This window comes from Phenylobacterium sp. (assembly GCF_036723115.1).
Classification (GTDB): Bacteria; Pseudomonadota; Alphaproteobacteria; order Caulobacterales; family Caulobacteraceae; genus Phenylobacterium.
The window spans coordinates 1-19468 of record NZ_DAIMHV010000039.1; the positions used below are offsets into that span (position 1 = coordinate 1).

Here is a 19468-nt window from a genome sequence, read left to right on the forward strand (position 1 = left end):
CCATAAGCGGCGGCGGTGGGGGAGGCGGCAGGCTGGGCCACGACGGCGGCTTTCGGGAAAAAAGAAAAGGGGCGCCGGAATCACCTCCGACGCCCCTCGATCCGTAGCAGATTTGAGGGCGTGGGCTTCAGGCCGCGGCGCGGGTCTTGATCAGGCCGCGCTCATGCAGCAGCTGGGCGATCTGCACCGCGTTCAGCGCCGCGCCCTTGCGCAGGTTGTCGGCCACCACCCAGAGGTTCAGCCCGTTCTCGATGGTCGGGTCCTTGCGGATGCGGCTGACGAAGACCGGGAACTCGCCCTGGACCTCCTTGGGCGTGATGTAGCCCTTGTCGTCGCGCTTATCGACCACGATCAGGCCCGGCGCCTCGCGCAGGATGTCGCGGGCCTCGTCCTCGTCCAGGGGCTCGTGGAACTCGATGTTCACGGCTTCGGAATGGCCGACCATGACCGGCACGCGCACGCAGGTGACGGTGAGGGCGATCGACGGGTCGATCATCTTGTGGGTCTCGTTCCACATCTTGGCCTCTTCGTCGGTATAGCCGTCCTCGTTGAACGACCCGATGAAGGGGATGACGTTGAAGGCGATCTGCTTGGGGAACTTCTTGGGCTCGCCCGGACCCAGGACGAAGACGCCCTTGGTCTGGTCCCACAGCTCGTCCATGCCTTCCTTGCCCGCGCCGGAGACCGATTGGTAGGTGGCCACCACCACCCGCTTGATCTTCGCCCGGTCGTGCAGGGGCTTCAGCGCCACCACCAGCTGGGCGGTGGAGCAGTTGGGATTGGCGATGATGTTCTTCTTGCCCGCATAGGACACGTCGTCCGGGTTCACCTCCGGCACGATCAGCGGCACGTCCGGGTCCATCCGGAAGGCCGAGGAATTGTCGATGACGATGGGGCCGGCCGCCCCGATCTTCGGCGACCAGGTCTTGGAGAACGAGCCCGACACGCTCATCAGAACGATGTCGACGGTGGAGAAGTCGAACTGCTCGATGTCCTCGCAGGCCACGCGCTGGTCGCCGAAGGAGACTTCCACGCCGATGGATTTGCGCGAGGCGATCGCGTGAATCTTGTCCACGGGGAATTCCAGTTCCTCGAGGATGTTCAGCATCTCACGGCCCACATTGCCCGTGGCGCCGACCACGGCCACCCGGTAACCCATCGAAACTCTCCTGCTTTTTCTCTCTCGGCGGCGTCGATACGCCCCCGGCCGAGCGCGCGCAAGCACGCCTTCCGGCCCGGCCGGCCGCGGCTTCGTGACCTCGCAGCTAGGGGCTAGACTGGCGCGGCGCAACCCGAACGCTGTGAAAAGACCCGGACGATCGTCCGTGAAGGAGACGCCCATGACCGCCCCCACCGCCCCCACGGGCATGCCCTTCGCCGACCTGATGGGCGTTGAGATCACCGCCCGCGCCAAGGACCGCGCCGCGGGCCAGCTGGTGGTGCGCGAAGATCTCTGCACCGCCGGCGGGATCCTGCATGGCGGCGCCTTCATGGCGTTCGCAGACGCGCTGGGCGCCATCGGCGGCTTTCTGAACCTGCCGCCCGGCGCGCGGACCACCACCCTGGAAAGCAAGACCAACTTCCTGGGCTCGGCCAAGGTGGGAACCACCGTCATCGGCGAGGCGACGCCCCTGCACATCGGCCGCCGCTCCAGCGTCTGGCAGACCCGCATCACCAGCCCCGAGGGCCGGCTGCTGGCCCTGGTCCTTCAGACCCAGATGACGGTGGAGGGGTAGGCGGCCTGGCCCCGGCGCCTAATCCGTGACCATCGGCGCCCGATCATCCCGCAGCGCAACACAGTCGTGCTGCGTCGCAAAATTGTCGCTTGTGACCCTGGGGAAGGTCGCGCTATCACACGGTCAAGGCGGCCAACAACGACGCGTATCGACGACGAAGGCCGCCAGAGGAACGCCCCGAAAAGTGGTTTGTCATCAACCCCCTTTCCGGGAACTGAAAAAATGATCGCTCGTATCGCTTCGCTCGCCGTCCTGGCCGCCGTCGCCATCTCCGCCCCGGCTTCGGCCCAAGGCGTGAAGGTCTCCCTGGCCGGCAAGACCACCGCCGAGGCCCATGCCGAGATCGTGGACGCCGCGCGCACCGTCTGCCTCCGTGAAACCGCCTCCGAAACTTTCCGCCAGTCGGCCCAGGCCCGCTGTGTGAAGTCCACCGTCGAGGCCACCCTGATGAAGGTCGGCGACACCGAGCTGGCCGCCGTGGCCGGCATGGAGCTGGCTCAGCGCTAAGCTGTAAGGCCGCTCCGCCGCAGGGCGGGACGGATACGGAGAAGGCCGGCGGCGACGCCGGCCTTTTTCGTTGGGCCGCCCCGTGCTTTGCTCAGGTCCTCCCCAAAGGTTCGATCAGGAGGCGGCCATGGCCGACGAGACTTTCGAGGTGGTGAACAACACCGAGTCCGGCCGCTTCGAGGTGCGCCTGGGCCAGGACGTGGCCTTCGCCGAATACCGCCTGCTGAAGACCGGCATCCTCTTTCCGCACACCGAGGTCCCCCAGGCCTTCGAAGGCAAGGGGGTGGGCTCTTTGCTGGTGCGCACGGCCCTCGACTATGCCCGCGAGCACGGCCAGGCGGTCATGCCGGTCTGTCCCTTCTTCGCCAGCTACATCAAGCGCCACGCCGAATATCAGGATCTGCTGCACCCCGACTACCGCAAGAGCCTGGGCCTGGACTGACGCTCGCCGCAGGCGGGGGGTTGGCGGCGGGCGCAACCTATTGTAGTCAGGCTGCGGGTGTTTCTGTTTTGTTCGGGGGCGAGCCGTGGGGACAGGCTGGCGAGGCGCCGTTGCGGCGGGCCTGATGGCGTGCCTGATGGCGTTCTTGGGGGCCTGCCTGGGGGCCGCCGGCGCGGCCCAGGCCCAGGAGCAACATCCCGACCTGGTGAGCGGCGAACTCGCCAACGGCCTGGCCTACGCCCTGCTGCCGGTGGAGGGCGCCGAGGCCGTATCCTTCCGGCTGGTGGTGCGGGTGGGCAGCCAGGCCGAGGACGACACGGATCGGGGCGTCGCCCACTTCGTGGAGCATATGGCCTTCCGCTCCACCCGAAGGTTTCCCGACGGCGGACCTGACCGGGCCATGGGCGCGGCGGGCGCGGTCTTCGGCCGCGACCACAACGCCTTCACCGGCCGCTGGGCCACCACCTATCACCTGGACCTGCCCACGGCCGAAACGGCCACGGTGGATCTGGCGCTGGCCTGGCTGCGCGATGTGGGCGACGGCCTGCGTTTCCTCGAGGCCGAGGTGGCCGCCGAACGGGGGGTGGTGCTGGCCGAGCGTCGGGACGGCTTGCGCAGCGGCGACGCCGCCGACGAGCTGGAGACCGCCTTTCACTTCCGACCGGAGAACAACCTCACCCCCGTCGGGGCGGCGGCCACCCTGAACGCGCTCTCCGCCGCCGACCTGCGGGCCTTCCACGCCAAATGGTATCGCCCCGACCGCAGCCTGATCGTGGCGGCGGGGGCCCTGGACCCGGGCCAGATGCTGGCCAGGCTGGAAGCGGTTTTCGGGGACTGGGCGGGCGCAGGGGCGCGGCCGGCCATGGCGGCCATGCCCTCGCCTGAGCCGCCGGAGGCGGTCAGCGCCCTGGTCATCCCGCCCAGCCGCCTGCCGGCCCAGAGCCGCGCCTGTCGCAACACACCCTATGACCCTGCCGCCGAGGACGACCCCCTCTATGAGCTGCGCCGGCGGGTGCTGACCGACATTGTCGACCGCCGCCTGGGCCGGGCGGCGGCGCGGAGCCCGGGGATCTACGCCCTGGCCTTCGACGGGCCGGCCTTCTACGAGACCCGCCAGGTCACCTGCCTCGTGGCCACGCACCGGGCGGGCCAGGGCCCGGCCGCCCTGACCCTGGGCCAATCGGTCCTGCGAACCCTCGCCGCCGAGGGGCCGCGCCAGGACGAGGTGGACGCCGCCATCGCCCGCCAGAGGGCCGAGGCGCGGGGCGACCTCACCAGCCTCGCCTCGGTCAGCCCCGCCCAGCTGGCCGACGCCCTGGCCTATGGCATGGTCTTCGGCCGACCCTTCCTGCATCCCCGCCAGACCATGCGCCAGATCAGCCGCCTGGCCGGCCAGGTCCGTCCCGAGGGCCTGCGCCGGGCGCTCGCCCGGATCTGGCCGGCCGAGGCGCCCGCGACCCTGTCGGTGGAGGAGGGCGGGACCGAGGCTGAGACGCTCATCGCGGCCTGGAACGCCGGGGAGGCCGCCCCCCTGGCCGAACCCCTGCCCGCGACGGCTCCGCTCAGCTTCGAGTTCGGCTCGCCCGGCCGGGTGGTGCGGCGCGAGGCCCTGGGGGAGGGAGCCGTGCGCCTGACCTTCGCCAACGGCCTGGTGCTGAAGCATCTGCGGACCCGCCATGCCCCGGGCCAGGCCCACCTGCGCATCCGCATGGGACCGACGCCGGGCGCGCTCAGCCCCGACGATCTGGCCGCAGCCGTCATCAGCGCGAAAATCCTCCCCTATGCCGGCGCGGACGGCCAGCCCTATGCCGACCTGAACGAACGCCTGGGGGCGTGGGACTGGGCCTTTGAGGCCGGGCTGGAGGAACAGGGGCTGGAGGTGGCGGCCGACAGCTTCGCCAGCCAGATCGGCCCGCACCTGGCGGTGATCACCCTGCATCTGACCCGCCCGAACCACACCGCCGAGACCCTGGACGCCCTGGCCCTGGTGGCCGATGAACTGGAGCGCAGCCGAAGGCTGGACCCGACCGTCGCCGTGGACATGGCCCTGCACACCCGCCTCTGGCCAGACCTCTTCGAGGTTCCCGGCGACCCTGAAACCTATCGTCGCCTGACCGCCGAGCGTCTTCGCGCGGCCCTGGCGCCCTTCTTGGCCAGCGGTCCGGCGGAGCTGGTGCTGGTGGGGGATCTTGACGAAGCCGAGGCGGTCCGCCTGACGGCCGAAACCCTGGGCGCCCGGCCCCGCAGACCGCGCGCCGCCGGCGCGCCGTTTCCGCCCCAGACCTATGCTCGGGCGCCCCCGGCCCCCGTCGAGGTGACGCACGAGGGGCCTGGCGATCGCGCCGCAGCCGCGCTCCGCTGGCCTCTGGTCTTCCCTCACCCACCGGCGGAACAGGCGGCGGCCTTCGCCCTGGCCCTGCTGCTGGAGGAGGCGGTCGTCGCCGAGACCCGTCATCGGCAGGGATGGACCTATTCGCCCCAGGTGGGTTTGGTCGGCGTCGCGCGGCCGGGGGAGGCGGTGGCCCTTGCGGTGGTCCTGACCCCTCAGGCCCAGGACCTGGACGCCGCGGTCGCCAGCGTGACGGCCGAGGCCCGGCGCCTGGCCGCCTCGGCGCCGGAGGCCGGCGACCTGGAACGGCTGCGGCGCATGCTTCTGCAGGCGCTCGCCGAGCAGGATCGGTCCAATGCGGCCCTGGCTTCGGACCTTCTCAGCCTGGACGACTGGGCCACGCGCCAGGCCGATCGGGCGGCGCTCCAGGCCGCGCTTGGCGATCTCACCCCCGCCGACGTGCAGGCCGCCGCCCGCGCCTGGCTCCAGGGGCCGCCCATCCTGGCGCTCGCCCGTCCCGCCCTCTCGCCGGAGCCCCGACCATGACGCTTCGTCCCCCCGCCCGACTTTGCGTCGGCCTCGCCGCCCGGGCCCTGACCCTGGCCCTCCTCGGAGCGGCCAGCGGGCCGGCCTTCGCCGAGGAGAAGCCGAGCGCGCTGGACGCCTGCCTGGACGCTGAATTCAGCGACCCCCTGCCGGACCTGCTGGAGGTCTGCCTGGAGGCCGCGCCCTTGGCGGAAACCGATGAGGCGCGCAGCCCGGTCGCCATGGCGCTGGCCCTGAGCTACCTCGCCGCTGACGACATGGCCCAAGGCCGGGCGGCGGCCGACAAGGCCGTCGCCCTCTGGCCCTCGCCGGCGGCCTATATGGTCCAGGGCGTGCTGGCCTTTCGCGCCGGGGACCCCGCCGCCGCCCGCGCATCGGCCGAGGCCGGGCTCAGACTGGCGCCGCGCGATTCCGACCTCGTCAGGCTGCGCGTCCTGGCCCGGGCCGAGGCCGGCGAGCATGGCGCCCTCCGGGCGGACCTGGAACGGCTGCATCGCCTTGACCCGGCCGATGTGGTGGTCACCCAGGCGCTGCTGAAAGCCTATATCGCCCGGGGCGACAGCCGCGCGGCCGATGACCTGATCGCCCGCGCCCAGGCCGGCGGCCCGGCTCCGGGGCTTCTGGTGATCCGGGCGGAGGGCCGATACCTGCGCCAGGACTGGGCCGGGACGATCTCGGACCTGGACGCGGTGATCGCCCTGCATCCGCTCCCCTATCCCCACGCCCTGCGCGGCCTCGCCCGGGCGCGCCTGGGCGATGAGGCCGGCGCCTGGACCGATCTGGAGGCCGTGGGGGCGCCGGGGACGGTGAACGGACCCACGGCCGTCATCGCCGCCTTGGTCGCCCAGAAACTGGGCCTGGCGGACCTGGCCTTGGGGTTCATCGAGGTCGCCCTGGCCGTCGCGCAACCCGCCGACCGGCCGACCCTTCTGATCCGCCGCGCGCAGCTATTGTCCGACCAGGGCGATCTGGACGGCGCGCGGGCCGCGGCGGAGGAGGCCTTGCGCCTCGCCCCCGATTTCGCGGACGCCTGGCGCGCCTGGGGGCTGATCCTGCGGGGGACGGATGCGGCTGCGGCCCTTGAGGCGTTCCGCCGCGCCGCCGCCCTGTCGCCCCGGGATGATGGAATCGCCCTCGATCTTGCCTATGCCGTCGAGGAGGCGGGCGACCTGAAGGGGGCCGAGGCGGCGTTCCGGCGCCTGCTCGCCCGCCATCCCGCCGATCCCCTGGTCCTGACCGCCCTGGCGACAAATCTCCTGCGCCAGGGGCGCGGCCCCGAAGCCCTGGCGCTCAGCCGCCGCGCCTTCGCCCTGACGCCCGACGACGCTGAGGTGCTGATCGTCCACGGCGAGGCTCTGTTCACTCAAGGCCAGCTCGAGGCCGCCCTGCAGATGACCGACCGCATGGCGACCCTGGACGCCGATACGGCCTATTCGCGGCTGCTGGCGGCTGTCGCCCGGCGCCAGCTGGGCCAGTACGAGGCCGCCCTGCGCGAGGCTGATGCGGGCCTCGCCTTCGCCCCCGACGACGCCGCACTGATGAAGGAGAAGGGGGTCGTCTATTATCAGCTGGATGATCTGCTGAGCGCCCTGGACTGGGCCCAGAAGGCGCTCGCCGCCGACCCCCGCAACGCCGAGGCCCTCTATCTGCGGGGCCTGGTGCGCGAGGAGATGGGGGAGAGCGCCGCCGCGGCGGCCGATATCGCCGCGGCCATCGCCCTGGACCCCGCCCTCGCCGACCCGTCGTGAGCCCTCAGGCCGAAGACGTCGTCAGCCCAGGGCGGCCAGGACCGCGTCGCCCATCTGCACTGTGGTGAGGCGCCCCCCCAGATCGCGGGTGCGGGCGCCGCCCTCCAGGGCCGCGATCACCGCGGCCTGAAGCCGATCAGCCGCCTCGGCCCGGCCCAGCGACCAGCGCAGGGCCATTTCGAAGGAGAGGATGGCCGCCAGGGGATTGGCTACGCCCTGGCCGGCGATGTCCGGCGCCGAGCCGTGGATCGGCTCATAGAGGCCAGGCTTGCCCGCCGCCCCCAGGGCCGCCGAGGGCAGCATGCCGAGCGAGCCGGTGAGCTGGGCGGCCGCGTCCGAAAGGATGTCGCCGAAGAGGTTGTCGGTGACCATGACGTCGAACTGCTTGGGGTTCTTGACGATCTGCATGGCGGCGTTGTCGGCCAGGATGTGTTCGAGCTGCACATCGGAGAATTCCCGGGCGTGCAGGTCGGTGACCACCTCGCGCCACAGGAGGCCGGAATCCATCACATTGGACTTCTCGGCCGAATGCACCTTGTTGCGCCGGCCGCGGGCCAGCTCGAAGGCCACGCGGGCCACCCGCTCGATCTCCTGGGTGGTGTAGACCTGGGTGTCCACCGCCCGCCGGCCGCCGCCGGGCAGGTCCTCGATGAAGCGCGGCTCGCCGAAATAGATGCCGCCGGTGAGCTCGCGCACGATCATGAAGTCGAGGCCTTCGACCAGGTCGCGCTTGAGCGAGGAGGCGTCGGCCAGGGGGCCGAAGCACAGGGCCGGGCGGAGATTGGCGAACACCTCCATCCCTGCCCGCAGGGCCAGCAGACCGGCCTCGGGGCGCTTGTCCCGGGGAACGGCCGCCCATTTGGGACCGCCCACCGCCCCCATGAGCACGGCCCGCGAGGCCTTGGCCAGCGCCAGGGTCTCGTCGGTCAGCGGCGCGCCATGCTGGTCATAGCTGATCCCGCCGAAGGGGCGTTCCTCCACCTTCAGGTCCGGCGCCAGGGCCTTGATCACCCGCACCACCTCGGCGGTGACCTCCGGGCCGATGCCGTCGCCGGGCAGGAGAAGAAGGTCGGTCATGGTCATCGCCCCGTCTGTAGATTTTAGAGCCGGATTCAACGACCAGACAGCGCCGCCGGGTCGCATCGGGCTCTATGGGGCGGCCCCTCAGACCGCCCGTTGCGAGGCGATCTCGTAGGCGATGAGGCGGCGATCGCAAACCCCGAATTCCGGCCAGGCCGCCCGCCAGGCGGCCAGATGGGGGGTGGCGAAATGGGCGTCCAGACAGGCCTGGTCCCGCCAGGCCTCGAACACCCGGATCAGGCCGGGCTCGGCCACATCCTCAGCATAGGAATAGACGAGGCAGCCGGCCTCGGCGCGGCTGGCTTCCAGCATGGCCAGCATGTGCGGTCGAAAGGCCGCCAGCCGCTCCGGCGGCACGAAGATCGTGCCGGCGATGACCAGGCTCACGCCCGCTCTAGCCAGGGCTGGTCCAGGGCCCGGCGGCTCTCATAGACGTCGATGTCGGCCCCGCGCTGCAGGGTCTCGCCGATGGCGTCCAGGCCGTTCAGCATCTTGTGCTTGCGGGCCGGATCGATCTGGAAGCTGAAGACCGCGCCGGACGGCGAGGTCACGGTCTGGGACTCCAGGTCCACCGTGACCATGTGGTTGCCGCCCCGAGCCTCGCCCATGAGCTGCTCCACCTCCTGGGGCTGAAGCACCACCGGCAGAAGGCCGTTCTGGAAGCAGTTGTTGTAGAAGATGTCGGCGAAGCTGGTGGAGATCACGCAGGTGATCCCGAAATCCATCAGCGCCCAGGGGGCGTGCTCACGCGAGGAGCCGCAGCCGAAATTATCGCCGGCCACCAGCACGCCGGCATCCTTGAAGGCCGGCTGGTTCAGCACGAAGTCCGGCTTTTCCGTCCCGTTCTCGTCGAAGCGGAAGTCGTAGAACAGGCCCCGCGACAGGCCCTCGCGCTCCACCGTCTTCAGGAACTGCTTGGGGATGATCTGGTCGGTGTCGATATTGGCCAGCGGCAGGGGGGCGGCCTTGGCGTCGAGGCGGATGAAGGGCTTCATGGTCAGTCCTCCTGGGGGGCGGGCGCCCCCTGCTGGATCATCAGGGCGGGCAGGCCAGGGGCGCCTTCGCGCACGGTGAAGACCTGGGTGCCCGGCTTGCGGCCGCGCTTCACGTCGGAGACGTTCCAGCCCCCGGCGGCCAGGCGGGCCTGGACCGCCGCAGCGTCGCTCACCCGCCAGGCCAGTCCGCCGGAGCGGTCGGGGCCTTCGCCGCGGGGGGTCTTGAGGCTGGCGGCGAACTCCACCACCGCCCCGCCGCAGCGGAAGAACAGCTGCCGGACCCCCCAGTCGGGGTTGGAGCGGTCAAGCCGCAGGTCCAGGCCAAGCTTGGCGCCATAGACGGCGATGGCCCGCTCGGGGTCTTCCGTGCGCACCACCACATGGTCGAGCTCGGTGACGGCGGCGCGGGCCTCCCCGACAGCCGTCGACAGGGGGAAGGGCTGGCCGTCCCGGGGCGGCCCCACCAGCAGGATGTTCATCCCCCCGGTGTCGGCGGCGTCCAGGGTGGAGGTGGTCCAATAGCGCTTGCGCCCGTCCAGATGGGTGGTCCGCACCGCGCCGGGGTCGCTGGCCCCAACACCGCGTCGGCGCAGCAGGGTCGCGGCGGCCTCGATATCGGCCACGGCGAAGGCGAGCGCCCACAGGCCTTCCCCATGGGCGGCCAGGTGGCCCGCAATCACCCGTCCGAAGGCGCCGTCGCCGGCCGGGGCGATGATGTCGAGGGCCATGTTGGGCAACTGGAACCAGGCGTGGCGCGCCCCGCCGTCTCCGCCCACCCACTCCGGCGCCAGACCCAGCAGGCGGCCATAGGCGTCCACCGCCTGATCCAGGTCGAAGACCGCCAGGGCCACATGGTCGAGGCCGGTGACCAGGGGCTGGCCCATCAGATGTAGTCGCGCACGTCGGCCAGTCGGCCCTCGATGGCCGCCGCCGCGGCCATGGCCGGGCTGAGCAGATGGGTGCGTCCGCCGCGGCCCTGCCGGCCCTCGAAGTTGCGGTTGGAGGTCGAGGCGCAGCGCTCGCCCGGCGCCAGGCGGTCGGGGTTCATCCCCAGGCACATGGAGCAGCCCGGTTCGCGCCAGTCGAAGCCGGCGGCCTTGAAGATGGCGTCCAGCCCCTCCTCCTCCGCCTGGGCCTTCACCAGGCCCGAGCCCGGCACCACCATGGCCTTGACGTGGGGGGCCACCAGCCGGCCTTCCAGAAAGGCCTTCTGCGCCACCTGGGCGGCGGAGCGCAGATCCTCGATGCGGCTGTTGGTGCACGAGCCGATGAAGACCCGGTCGATCCGGGCCTCGGTGATCGGCTGGCCGGCGGTCAGGCCCATATAGTCGAGCGCTCGCGTCGCAGAGGCCCGCTTGTCCGGGGTGGCGAAGCTGTCCGGGTCGGGGACGCGCCCGTCGATGGGCATGACGTCCTCTGGCGAGGTGCCCCAGGTGACGAGGGGGGCGATGGCCGCCGCGTCCAGGCGGATCTCCCGGTCGAAGACGGCGTCCTCGTCGGTGAAGAAGCTCTTCCAGTGGGCCAGCGCCATCTCCCAGGCCGCGCCCTTGGGCGCCGCGGGCCGGCCGCGCATATAGTCGAAGGTGGTCTCGTCCGGCGCCACCAGGCCCGCCCGCGCCCCGGCCTCGATGGTCAGGTTGCAGAGCGTCATGCGCCCTTCCATGGACAGCGCCCGGATGGCCTCGCCGGCATATTCGATCACATGACCGGTGCCGCCCGCCGTGCCGATGGCGCCGATGACGGCCAGGGCGAAGTCCTTGGCGCCGACGCCGGGCGCCGGCGTCCCGTCGATGACCACGCGCATGTTCCTGGACTTGGCCTGACGCAGGGTCTGGGTGGCCAGGACGTGCTCGACTTCCGAGGTGCCGATGCCCTGGGCGAGCGCGCCGAAGGCGCCGTGGGTGGAGGTGTGGGAATCGCCGCAGACAATGGTCATGCCCGGCTGGGTGCGGCCCTGTTCGGGACCCACCACATGGACGATGCCGTTGCGGATATCCCCCATGGGGAAGAATTCGATGCCGTTGTCGGCCACATTGCGCTCCAGGGTCTGGAGCTGGAGGCGCGCCTCCTCGTCGGCCACCGCGCCCACCCCCAGGGCCTGGCCCTCGGTGGGGACATTGTGGTCGGCCACGGCCAGGGTGCGATCGGGCCTGCGCACCGGGCGGCGCGCGGCGCGAAGGCCGGCGAAGGCCTGGGGCGTCGTCACCTCGTGGATCAGGTGCAGGTCGATATAGAGGATCGCTTCACCGTCCTGCTGCGCAACGAGGTGAGCGTCCCAGATCTTGTCATAGAGGGTCTTGCCGGCCATGGGCGGCTATGTAGGAGGCGCAGCCCCGTCACGTAAAGGTCGCAGTGGCGCCCTTGATCCCCGTGGAGGCCTATGGGATGGCCATGCGTTCCCAGGGCCACAGCCCAAGGAGCAGGCCCGAGCCGCATGACACCGGAGAGCGACGTCCAGGACGAGCGGGAGCTGGCGCGGGCCACGACCCTGATGATGGTGGATTCCGCCGCCGCCACGGCGGTGACGGCGGTCACCTCGGGCATCGTCCTGGCGGCCTTCGCCCTCTATCTGGGGGCGTCCAACTCGGTCATCGGCCTGTTGGCGGCCCTGCCCTTCCTGACCCAGCTGATCCAGGCGCCGGCCGTGCCCCTGGTGGAGAAGCTGCGCCGCCGCCGCGCCATCGCCGCCACCGCGGCCTTCTGCGCCCGGCTCAATCTTCCGGTCATGGCGGCCATCGCGCTCCTGCCCCACAACGGCTGGAGCCTCACGGCCCTGGTGGTCACCCAGCTGCTGATCGGATCGCTGGGCGCGGTGACCAGCTGCGCCTGGAATTCCTGGGTGCGCGACCTGATCCCCGAGGCGCGGCTGGGCGCCTTCACCGCCCGGCGGACGCTGGTGGCCACCGCCGTCACCCTCAGCGTCACCATCCTGTCGGGGGTGGCCCTGGACCGGGTGGCTGAGGCCGAGCGGGGCATGATCTTCGCCGCCTTCTTCGCCGTGGCCTTCCTGCTGGGCCTGGTCAGCGTCGCTGCGCTGGCCCGCACGCCGGAACCGCCCATGCCGCCGCCCGCCCCGGGGGTGAACCTGCTGCGGCTGCTGCGCGCGCCCTTGCGGGACGAGAATTTCCGCCGGCTGATTTTCTTCCTGTCGTCGTGGCAGTTCGCGGTGAACCTGGCGAGCCCGTTCTTCACCGTCTATTTCGTCAGCCAGCTCAACTATCCCATCACCTTCGTCATCGTGCTCAGCGTGGTGAGCCAGGCGGCCAATATCGCGGTGCTGCGGACCTGGGGCCAGCTGTCGGACCGGTTCTCCAACAAGTCGGTGCTGCATGTGGCCGCCCCGGCCTACATCCTCTGCATCGCCGCCACGGCGCTCACCTCCCAGATCGACGACCGGCAGCTGGCCGCGGCCTATCTCATCGGTCTGCATGTGGCCTTCGGGGCCGCCGCCGCCGGGGTGGGCCTGGCCACGGTGAACATCGCCCTGAAGCTCGCCCCCCGGGGCGCGGCCACGGCCTATATCGCCGCCAACACCCTGATCACCTCCCTGGCCGCAGCGGCCGCGCCGATCCTGGGCGGACTGTTCGCCGACTTCTTCGCCGCCCGCGAGCTGCAGCTGCTGATCCGCTGGTCGCGCCCGGGCGCCGATGTGGACGTGCTGCATCTGGCGTTCAACAACTGGGACTTCTACTTCCTGATGTCGGCGCTTCTGGGCCTCTACGCCCTGCACCGCCTGACGCTCGTCCGCGAGGCCGGGGAGGTGGAGCAGAAGGAGATGGTCAGCCAGGTGATGAGCGAGGCCCGCCGGGTGGTGGCCAACCTCTCGCCGGTGGCCGGGCTGAAGATGATGCAGGCCTTCCCCGCGGGCCGACTGATGGAGCGCCGCCGCCGCCGCCGCCCCGAGCGGGAGGCCGAGCAGCAGGCCCTTGCCGAGGCGGGGGCCGAAGCCCAGGCTGCGCCGGTGGAGGCCTGAGGGTCGGGCGAGGCGGACGGGCCGAACGACCTCGCGCATCATTGTTCTATGGCGAGGCTTGCCCCATCTTGGGATGATGCCGTCCGCCGCCGCCACCGACTGGGACCTGTTTCAGAGCCTGCACGCCGTCCTCGAAGCCGGCAGCCTGTCGGCCGCCGCCCGCCAGAGGGGCATGACCCAGCCCACCATCGGGCGCCATATCGAGGCCCTGGAGCAGCGCCTGGGCGCCCCGCTCTTCCTGCGCTCGCCCCGGGGGCTGCAACCCACGGACCTGGCCCTGGAGCTGCGACCCCGTCTGGAGGACATGGCCGCGGCCGTGGCCTCGGCCCTGCGCGACGTGGAAGGCGCCGCCACCCAGACCTCCGGCGTCGTGCGCCTCACGGCCACCGAGAGCGTCGGCGTGGAGATCCTGCCGCCCATACTGGCCGATTTTCACCGCCGCCATCCGGGGATCGTGGTGGAGCTCACCGTCTCCAACCGCCATGCGGACCTCACCCGCCGGGACGCCGACATCGCCGTGCGCATGGGCCGCCCCACCCAGAACAGCCTGGTGGCCCGCAAGGTGGGCGTGGTGCATCTGGGCCTCTATGCGGCGCCGGACTATGCCGCGCGGAGCGGCTTGCCGGCGAGCGTGGACGAGCTGGACCAGCACCCCATCATCGGATTTGACAGCGTTGTGCCCCCCCTGCAGGGCAAGGTGGACATCGGCCGCCCCATCACCCGCGAGATCTTCGCCTTCCGCAGCGACAGCGACGTGGCCCAGCTGGCGGCCCTGCGGGCGGGCTTCGGCATCGGCGCCTGTCAGAGGGCGGTGGCTGCGCGCTACGGCCTGCTGCCGGTGCTGGAGGACGACTTCAACATCGAGATGGAGATGTGGCTGTGCATGCCTGAGGGCCTGGGCATGACGCCGCGCATGCGCCTGATGTTCGACCATCTGGCCGAGGGGCTGAAAGCCTGCATCCAGGGTCAGCCGCCGCCCACGCAAAACGGGCGGCCCTGAGGGGACCGCCCGTCGCAATCGTTCGCCTCCGCCTGAGGGCGGAGGGTCTTATTCGGCTTCGGCCTTGGCGGCGGCGGAGGCCTCGGCGCGGGCCGTGCGCTCGGCCTTGTCGGCCTCGCGTTCGGCGGCGGTCAGCTGGCGCTCGGCGATCCGCGCCGACTTACCGCGACGGTCGCGCAGATAGTAGAGCTTGGCCCGGCGCACGACGCCGCGGCGCTTGACCTCGATGGATTCGATCATCGGCGACAGGATGGGGAAAACCCGCTCCACGCCCTCGCCGAAGGAAATCTTGCGGACGGTGAAGTTCTCGTCGACGCCCTCGCCGGAGCGGGCGATGCAGACGCCTTCATAGGCCTGGACGCGCTCGCGCTCGCCTTCCTTGATGCGCACATTGACGCGCACGGTGTCGCCCGGACGGAAGTCGGGGATGCTGCGGACGGCCTTGAGGCGGTCGGCCTCTTCCTTGCGGAGCTGTTCGATCACGTTCATCGGTTCAATTCCTTTGTCACTGGGCTTTACTCGCCCTTTGCCTGTTGATTGGCGAGATGAAGCGCCCAGAGGTCCGGACGCCGTTCCCGCGTAGCGATCTCCCGTTGCTCAGCCCGCCATCTGGCGACCTGGGCGTGGTGCCCGGAAAGCAGCACCTGGGGGATGTCGAGTCCTTCGAAGGTCCGCGGCCTCGTGTACTGCGGATGCTCCAGGAGCCCGTCCTCGAAACTCTCTTCACTGAGGCTGGCCGCCTGGCCGAGGACGCCGGGCACCAGCCTTACGCACGCTTCGATGGTCAGCATGGCCGCGACCTCGCCGCCGGCCAGGACCGCGTCGCCCACGGCGACCTCTTCGAACCCGCGGGCGTCGAGCACCCGCTGATCCACCCCCTCGAACCGACCGGCCAGGACGATCAGTCCCGGACCCTGGGCCCATCGCCGCACCCGCGCCTGGGTCAGGGGTCGACCCCGGGCGCTCATGTACAAAAGCGGCCGCCCACGCGCCTCGATGCTGTCCAGCGCCGAGGCGATGACGTCCGCCCGAAGAACCTGCCCCGGACCGCCCCCAGCGGGGGTGTCGTCGAGGAAGCCGCGCTTATCCTTGGAAAAGCCGCGAATGTCCACCGTTTCCAGCGTCCAGAGGCCCTGCTCCTTCCAGGCCGTGCCGATCAGCGACACGCCGAGGGGGCCGGGAAAGGCCTCGGGGAACATGGTCAGCACGGTGGCGTCAAAGGACATGGCCGCCATCTGCACCAGCTTGGCCCACATGGAAAGGCTGCGCCTTGCCGCAATCGCGCGCAGGGGTTAAGCCGTCGCGCTTTCGCACCTGCAACATACGATAAGCCATTCCCATGGAAGACACGCCCGAGATCCTGCCCGACACCCTGGCGCTGGAACGCATCGAACAGAACCTCTTCCGCGGGGTGAGCCCCCAGGGCGGGCCGCCGCGCATCTTCGGCGGCCAGGTGATCGCCCAGTCCCTGCTGGCGGCCTATGAGACGGTGGAAGACCGGATCTGCCACTCGCTGCACTGCTATTTCATCCGGCCCGGCGACCCGCGCATCCCGATCCTGTTCGAGGTGGACCGCTCCCGCGACGGGGGCACCTTCACCACCCGCCGGGTGATCGCCGTGCAGAACGGCAAGCAGATCTTCAATCTCGCCGCCTCCTTCCAGGTGGTGGAGGACGGGTTTGAGCACCAGTCGCCCATGCCCAAGGTTCCGGGTCCCGACGAGCTGCCCACCGAGGCCGAGGCCATGAAGAAGGCCGCCGAGAAGATGCCGCCGGAGATGCGCAAGATGATGTCGCGTCCGCGGCCCATCGAGATGCGCGGCCGCGACGCCTTCGGCTTCGGCGGAAACACCAAGCCCACCGAGGGCAAGTCCGACGTCTGGATCCGCGCCACCGGCGCCATCGGCGACGACCCGCGCATGCATCAGGTGATCCTGGCCTATGCGTCGGACATGAACCTGCTGTCGACCGCCATGCGCCCGCACGGGGTGGCCTGGCAGACGCCGGGCCTGCAGTCGGCCAGCCTCGACCACGCCATGTGGTTCCATAAGCCGTCCAACTTCAACGACTGGCACCTCTACACCCAGGACAGCCCCTCGGCCTCCGGCGGGCGGGGTTTCGTGCGCGGGGCGCTCTACGCCCAGGACGGGACCCTGGTGGCCTCGGTGGCGCAGGAAGGCCTGATGCGGATGCGCAAGGGCGACTGACGCGCTCAAGGGCCGTCGCAATGACGACGAAGGGCGCGGGGACAAGGGGCGCAAGGACAGGGGGGGCGCCCTTCGTGCCTTCGTGTCCGGGCGAAATCGATGCGCCGGCCCGTTCGGCCGGCGCGGGTCTGAACCCCTACTCCGTCTCCGCAGGTCGCACGGCCACCAGCCGGCCCTCGGGAATCTTCACCTCGGGCACGGTCTCGCGGGTGAAGGGCAGCCACCAGCTGGCGCCCGCAGGCGGCTGGATCTCCAGGAGGTCGCCGGCGCCGAAGTCCTGGACCGACTTCACCTTGCCCAGAGCCTCGCCTTCGGCGGTCGCCACCGAAAGCCCGATAAGGTCGGCCAGGTAGAATTCGTCCTCGTCGGGGGGCGGCAGGCTGTCACGGGTGATGAACAGGCGCAGGCCCCTCAGCGCCTCGGCCTCCTCGCGGGTGGCCACCTCCCGGGCGCGGGCGATGATGCCGCCCTTCACCGGCCGCGCGGCCGACAGGTTCAGGGCCGGCTCGCCGGAGTCACGCAACAGCGTCCCATAGGCCGGCAGGGCCATGGGGTCCTCGGTGAAGGTGGTGATGCGGATCTCGCCGCGCACCCCGAAGGCGCCGGCCACCCGGGCCACCTGGATCAGCCGTTCGCTCATGCGGGACTACTCGAATGAAGGCGCCGATGCCGTCCCCGCGACAGGCGAGGACGGCGTCGCACGTCCAGAGAGCCTTAGCCCTCCTGGGCGGTCTCTTCGGCCGGGGCGGCCGGAGCCTCTTCGGCGGCGGCGGGCTCTTCGGCCGGGGCCTCTTCAGTTGCGGCGGGGGCGGCGGCGGCTTCAGCCGCGGCGGCGGCGCGGTCGGCCTCGCGCTGGGCGCGTTCCTCGGCGCGTTCCTTGGCCTTGCGGCCCGGCTCGGCCTTGCTCGGATTGTTGCCGGCTTCCCACTTCACCAGGCCTTCCTGCGACAGGAAGCGGGCGACGCGGTCGGTGGGCTGGGCGCCCTTCTTGATCCAGTCCTGGATGCGCTCGACCTTCAGGGTGACGCGGCTCGGGTCATCCTTCTTGAGCAGCGGGTTGTAGGCGCCGACCTTTTCGATGAAGCGGCCGTCGCGGGGCGAGCGGCTGTCGGCGACGACGATGTGGTAGTAGGGGCGCTTCTTGGCGCCGCCACGGGCGAGACGGATCTTGAGCATGGGTCTTCCTTGTAGGCTCTAGGATTTCTTGAAGGGGTTGAAGCCCGGCGGCAGACCGCCGCCGAGGCCGGGAAGCTTGGGCCCCCCGAGATTGGGACCCCCCAGACCGGGGCCGCCGAGACCGGCCAGCTTGGCCTGGGCCTCTTCGATCTCCGCCTGGGTGGGCATGGGCATCTTGCCGCCGCCCATGGCCTTGAGGCGGGCCATGTCGGCGCCGCCCCCGCCGCCGGTGAGCATGCCGGCCATCCTGGCGAAGCCCTTGCCGCCGTCGCGGCTCATCATCTTGAAGGCGTCGGCCATCTGGCGATGCTGTTTCAGGAGCCGGTTCACATCGGCCACGTCCACGCCCGCCCCCTTGGCGATGCGGCGCTTGCGCGAGGCCTGGAGGATGTCGGGCTTCTTCCGCTCGGCCTTGGTCATGGACGAGATGATCGCCGCCTGACGGTCCAGCATCTTGTCCGAGATATTGGCCTCGGACATCTGCTTCTTCATCTTCTGGACGCCGGGCAGGAAGCCCATCAGCCCTTCCATGCCGCCCATGCGCTTCATCTGCGACAGCTGGTCGGCCATCATGTCCAGGTCGAACTGGCCCTTGGCCAGCTTCTTGGCCATGGCCTCGGCCTTGGCCTGGTCCAGGTCCTGGGCGGCCTTCTCCACCAGGGCGACCACGTCCCCCTGGCCCAGGATGCGCCCGGCCACCCGGCGGGCGTCGAAGACGTCCAGGCCGTCGATCTTTTCCGAGACGCCCAGGAACTTGATGGGCAGGCCGGTGACCGCCCGCATGGAGAGCGCCGCCCCCCCGCGCCCGTCGCCATCGGCGCGGGTCAGGACCAGGCCGGTCAGCGGCAGGCGCTCATGGAAGGCCTTGGCGGTGCGCACCGCGTCCTGGCCGGTGAGCGCGTCGGCCACCAGCAGGGTCTCGGACGGGGTGGCGATCTTCGCGATCTCCGCGGCCTCGGCCATCATGGCCTCGTCCAGGGTGGTGCGCCCGGCGGTGTCGAGGATCAGGACGTCATAGCCCTGCAGCTTGGCCGCCGAGAGCGCCCGGCGGGCGATGTCGGGCGCCGACTGGCCGGCCACGATGGGCAGGGAGTCCACGCCGGCCTGGGTCGCCAGGGTGGCCAGCTGCTCCATGGCCGCGGGCCGTCGGGTGTCGAGGGAGGCCAGCAGAACCTTCTTGCGCTCGCGGGCCAGGCGCAGGGCCAGGCGCCCGGCGGTGGTGGTCTTGCCCGACCCCTGCAGGCCGGCCATCATCAGCACCGTGGGCGGGTTGCTGGACAGGCGCAGGCCTTCCACCGTGTCACCGCCCAGCATGTCCACCAGGCCGTCATAGGTGATCTTGATCACCTGATCGGTGGGACGGACCGAGCGCAGCACCTCCTCGCCGGAGGCGCGTTCCTTGGCCTTGGCGATGAAGTCGCGCACCACCGGCAGGGCCACGTCGGCCTCCAGCAGGGCGATGCGCACCTCGCGCAGGGCCTCGTCGATGTGCTTTTCGGACAGCACGCCGTGGCCCGACAGACGGTCGAATACCCCGGACAGCCGCTCAGAAAGTGCGTCGAACATCCAAACTCCCACGGCGCGACGCGGTCACGCCTGATCTTTTCCGTTCAGGTTTCCCCTGCGAGCATAGGGAACCTGGAGCCCAAACGCGATCGACCCCCGTGGACGATCACGTCGACGGGGGGCCTCGCCGCCCTCGTCCCATATGGTGATGGGGGTCGTGGCGG

At 70.7% G+C, this 19468-nt stretch carries 19 protein-coding genes; 8 read left to right on the top strand and 11 right to left on the bottom strand.

The features are described from left to right. Window positions 1-127: 127 nt before the first annotated feature. Complete coding sequence (locus V7D28_RS06275) at window positions 128-1159, bottom strand: aspartate-semialdehyde dehydrogenase (RefSeq protein ID WP_333586513.1); 1032 nt, start codon at window positions 1157-1159, stop codon at window positions 128-130. Window positions 1160-1340: 181 nt separating this feature from the next. Here V7D28_RS06275 and V7D28_RS06280 point away from each other — a divergent pair, with 181 nt between their 5' ends. The 5 genes from V7D28_RS06280 to V7D28_RS06300 all read left to right on the top strand — a co-directional run bounded on the left by V7D28_RS06280 (window position 1341) and on the right by V7D28_RS06300 (window position 7308). Then, window positions 1341-1736 (top strand): PaaI family thioesterase, encoded by a 396-nt coding sequence (locus V7D28_RS06280; RefSeq protein ID WP_333586514.1) that lies wholly within the window; start codon window positions 1341-1343, stop codon window positions 1734-1736. A gap of 222 nt (window positions 1737-1958) precedes the next feature. Next, a complete protein-coding gene (locus V7D28_RS06285) occupies window positions 1959-2243 on the top strand; it encodes a hypothetical protein (RefSeq protein WP_333586515.1) in 285 nt (94 codons plus the stop codon). 127 nt (window positions 2244-2370) lie between these two features. Further along, a complete protein-coding gene (locus tag V7D28_RS06290) occupies window positions 2371-2685 on the top strand; it encodes a GNAT family N-acetyltransferase (RefSeq protein ID WP_333586516.1) in 315 nt (104 codons plus the stop codon). Window positions 2686-2821: 136 nt separating this feature from the next. Continuing rightward, the gene (locus V7D28_RS06295) at window positions 2822-5560 is read left to right on the top strand and encodes a M16 family metallopeptidase (protein ID WP_333586517.1); all 2739 of its coding nucleotides are present in this window, start codon (window positions 2822-2824) and stop codon (window positions 5558-5560) included. Further along, window positions 5557-7308 carry a tetratricopeptide repeat protein gene (locus V7D28_RS06300; protein ID WP_333586518.1) on the top strand — a complete coding sequence of 584 codons (1752 nt, stop codon included), beginning with the start codon at window positions 5557-5559 and terminating at the stop codon, window positions 7306-7308. The genes V7D28_RS06295 and V7D28_RS06300 overlap by 4 nt, the downstream gene beginning before the upstream one ends. Window positions 7309-7329: 21 nt before the next feature. Here V7D28_RS06300 and leuB read toward each other — a convergent pair whose 3' ends face one another. The 5 genes from leuB to leuC form a co-directional block, all read right to left on the bottom strand. Next, the gene (gene leuB / locus V7D28_RS06305) at window positions 7330-8385 is read right to left on the bottom strand and encodes a 3-isopropylmalate dehydrogenase (RefSeq protein ID WP_333586519.1); all 1056 of its coding nucleotides are present in this window, start codon (window positions 8383-8385) and stop codon (window positions 7330-7332) included. A gap of 87 nt (window positions 8386-8472) precedes the next feature. After that, window positions 8473-8775, bottom strand: a complete 303-nt coding sequence (locus V7D28_RS06310) for a putative quinol monooxygenase (RefSeq protein WP_333586520.1) — start codon at window positions 8773-8775, stop codon at window positions 8473-8475. Further along, a complete protein-coding gene (leuD, locus tag V7D28_RS06315) occupies window positions 8772-9383 on the bottom strand; it encodes a 3-isopropylmalate dehydratase small subunit (RefSeq protein ID WP_333586521.1) in 612 nt (203 codons plus the stop codon). Before leuD ends, V7D28_RS06310 begins: the two co-directional genes overlap by 4 nt. A gap of 2 nt (window positions 9384-9385) precedes the next feature. Beyond that, window positions 9386-10267: a VOC family protein gene (locus V7D28_RS06320; protein ID WP_333586522.1), complete on the bottom strand. Its 882-nt coding sequence runs from the start codon at window positions 10265-10267 to the stop codon at window positions 9386-9388. Then, window positions 10267-11691, bottom strand: a complete 1425-nt coding sequence (leuC, locus tag V7D28_RS06325) for a 3-isopropylmalate dehydratase large subunit (RefSeq protein ID WP_333586523.1) — start codon at window positions 11689-11691, stop codon at window positions 10267-10269. Before leuC ends, V7D28_RS06320 begins: the two co-directional genes overlap by 1 nt. A gap of 126 nt (window positions 11692-11817) precedes the next feature. Between leuC and V7D28_RS06330 the strand changes: the two genes are divergently transcribed. Together V7D28_RS06330 and V7D28_RS06335 are read left to right on the top strand one after the other, a co-directional pair. Beyond that, window positions 11818-13356: an MFS transporter gene (locus tag V7D28_RS06330; RefSeq protein ID WP_333586524.1), complete on the top strand. Its 1539-nt coding sequence runs from the start codon at window positions 11818-11820 to the stop codon at window positions 13354-13356. Between the two features lie 73 nt (window positions 13357-13429). Next, window positions 13430-14356, top strand: coding sequence for a LysR family transcriptional regulator (locus V7D28_RS06335; protein WP_333586525.1), 927 nt, complete (start codon window positions 13430-13432; stop codon window positions 14354-14356). A gap of 48 nt (window positions 14357-14404) precedes the next feature. Here V7D28_RS06335 and rplS read toward each other — a convergent pair whose 3' ends face one another. Then, window positions 14405-14845 carry a 50S ribosomal protein L19 gene (gene rplS / locus V7D28_RS06340; RefSeq protein WP_333586526.1) on the bottom strand — a complete coding sequence of 147 codons (441 nt, stop codon included), beginning with the start codon at window positions 14843-14845 and terminating at the stop codon, window positions 14405-14407. Between the two features lie 26 nt (window positions 14846-14871). Further along, on the bottom strand, window positions 14872-15582 hold the full coding sequence (gene trmD, locus V7D28_RS06345) for a tRNA (guanosine(37)-N1)-methyltransferase TrmD (RefSeq protein ID WP_333586531.1): 711 nt from the start codon (window positions 15580-15582) through the stop codon (window positions 14872-14874). Window positions 15583-15695: 113 nt separating this feature from the next. Between trmD and tesB the strand changes: the two genes are divergently transcribed. Continuing rightward, window positions 15696-16562: an acyl-CoA thioesterase II gene (gene tesB, locus V7D28_RS06350; protein ID WP_333586527.1), complete on the top strand. Its 867-nt coding sequence runs from the start codon at window positions 15696-15698 to the stop codon at window positions 16560-16562. 136 nt (window positions 16563-16698) lie between these two features. On the opposite strand, the gene rimM is transcribed toward tesB, so the two are convergent. The 3 genes from rimM to ffh form a co-directional block, all read right to left on the bottom strand. Further along, window positions 16699-17202 (bottom strand): ribosome maturation factor RimM, encoded by a 504-nt coding sequence (rimM, locus tag V7D28_RS06355; RefSeq protein WP_333586528.1) that lies wholly within the window; start codon window positions 17200-17202, stop codon window positions 16699-16701. A 74-nt stretch (window positions 17203-17276) separates the two neighbouring features. Further along, on the bottom strand, window positions 17277-17738 hold the full coding sequence (gene rpsP / locus V7D28_RS06360; RefSeq protein ID WP_333586529.1) for a 30S ribosomal protein S16: 462 nt from the start codon (window positions 17736-17738) through the stop codon (window positions 17277-17279). Window positions 17739-17756: 18 nt separating this feature from the next. Continuing rightward, window positions 17757-19304, bottom strand: a complete 1548-nt coding sequence (ffh, locus tag V7D28_RS06365; protein ID WP_333586530.1) for a signal recognition particle protein — start codon at window positions 19302-19304, stop codon at window positions 17757-17759. Window positions 19305-19468 lie beyond the last annotated feature (164 nt).

Excerpts from the sequence above, each read along its gene's own strand:
- rplS (WP_333586526.1), bottom strand. The coding sequence starts at position 14,845 with ATGAACGTGATCGAACAGCTCCGCAAGGAAGAGGCCGACCGCCTCAAG.
- rimM (WP_333586528.1), bottom strand. The coding sequence starts at position 17,202 with ATGAGCGAACGGCTGATCCAGGTGGCCCGGGTGGCCGGCGCCTTCGGG.
- V7D28_RS06290 (WP_333586516.1), top strand. The coding sequence starts at position 2,371 with ATGGCCGACGAGACTTTCGAGGTGGTGAACAACACCGAGTCCGGCCGC.
- trmD (WP_333586531.1), bottom strand. The coding sequence starts at position 15,582 with ATGTCCTTTGACGCCACCGTGCTGACCATGTTCCCCGAGGCCTTTCCC.
- leuC (WP_333586523.1), bottom strand. The coding sequence starts at position 11,691 with ATGGCCGGCAAGACCCTCTATGACAAGATCTGGGACGCTCACCTCGTT.
- tesB (WP_333586527.1), top strand. The coding sequence starts at position 15,696 with ATGGAAGACACGCCCGAGATCCTGCCCGACACCCTGGCGCTGGAACGC.
- V7D28_RS06335 (WP_333586525.1), top strand. The coding sequence starts at position 13,430 with ATGATGCCGTCCGCCGCCGCCACCGACTGGGACCTGTTTCAGAGCCTG.
- V7D28_RS06285 (WP_333586515.1), top strand. The coding sequence starts at position 1,959 with ATGATCGCTCGTATCGCTTCGCTCGCCGTCCTGGCCGCCGTCGCCATC.
- V7D28_RS06300 (WP_333586518.1), top strand. The coding sequence starts at position 5,557 with ATGACGCTTCGTCCCCCCGCCCGACTTTGCGTCGGCCTCGCCGCCCGG.
- V7D28_RS06320 (WP_333586522.1), bottom strand. The coding sequence starts at position 10,267 with ATGGGCCAGCCCCTGGTCACCGGCCTCGACCATGTGGCCCTGGCGGTC.
- V7D28_RS06275 (WP_333586513.1), bottom strand. The coding sequence starts at position 1,159 with ATGGGTTACCGGGTGGCCGTGGTCGGCGCCACGGGCAATGTGGGCCGT.
- leuB (WP_333586519.1), bottom strand. The coding sequence starts at position 8,385 with ATGACCGACCTTCTTCTCCTGCCCGGCGACGGCATCGGCCCGGAGGTC.
- V7D28_RS06295 (WP_333586517.1), top strand. The coding sequence starts at position 2,822 with ATGGCGTTCTTGGGGGCCTGCCTGGGGGCCGCCGGCGCGGCCCAGGCC.
- ffh (WP_333586530.1), bottom strand. The coding sequence starts at position 19,304 with ATGTTCGACGCACTTTCTGAGCGGCTGTCCGGGGTATTCGACCGTCTG.
- rpsP (WP_333586529.1), bottom strand. The coding sequence starts at position 17,738 with ATGCTCAAGATCCGTCTCGCCCGTGGCGGCGCCAAGAAGCGCCCCTAC.
- V7D28_RS06330 (WP_333586524.1), top strand. The coding sequence starts at position 11,818 with ATGACACCGGAGAGCGACGTCCAGGACGAGCGGGAGCTGGCGCGGGCC.
- V7D28_RS06280 (WP_333586514.1), top strand. The coding sequence starts at position 1,341 with ATGACCGCCCCCACCGCCCCCACGGGCATGCCCTTCGCCGACCTGATG.
- leuD (WP_333586521.1), bottom strand. The coding sequence starts at position 9,383 with ATGAAGCCCTTCATCCGCCTCGACGCCAAGGCCGCCCCCCTGCCGCTG.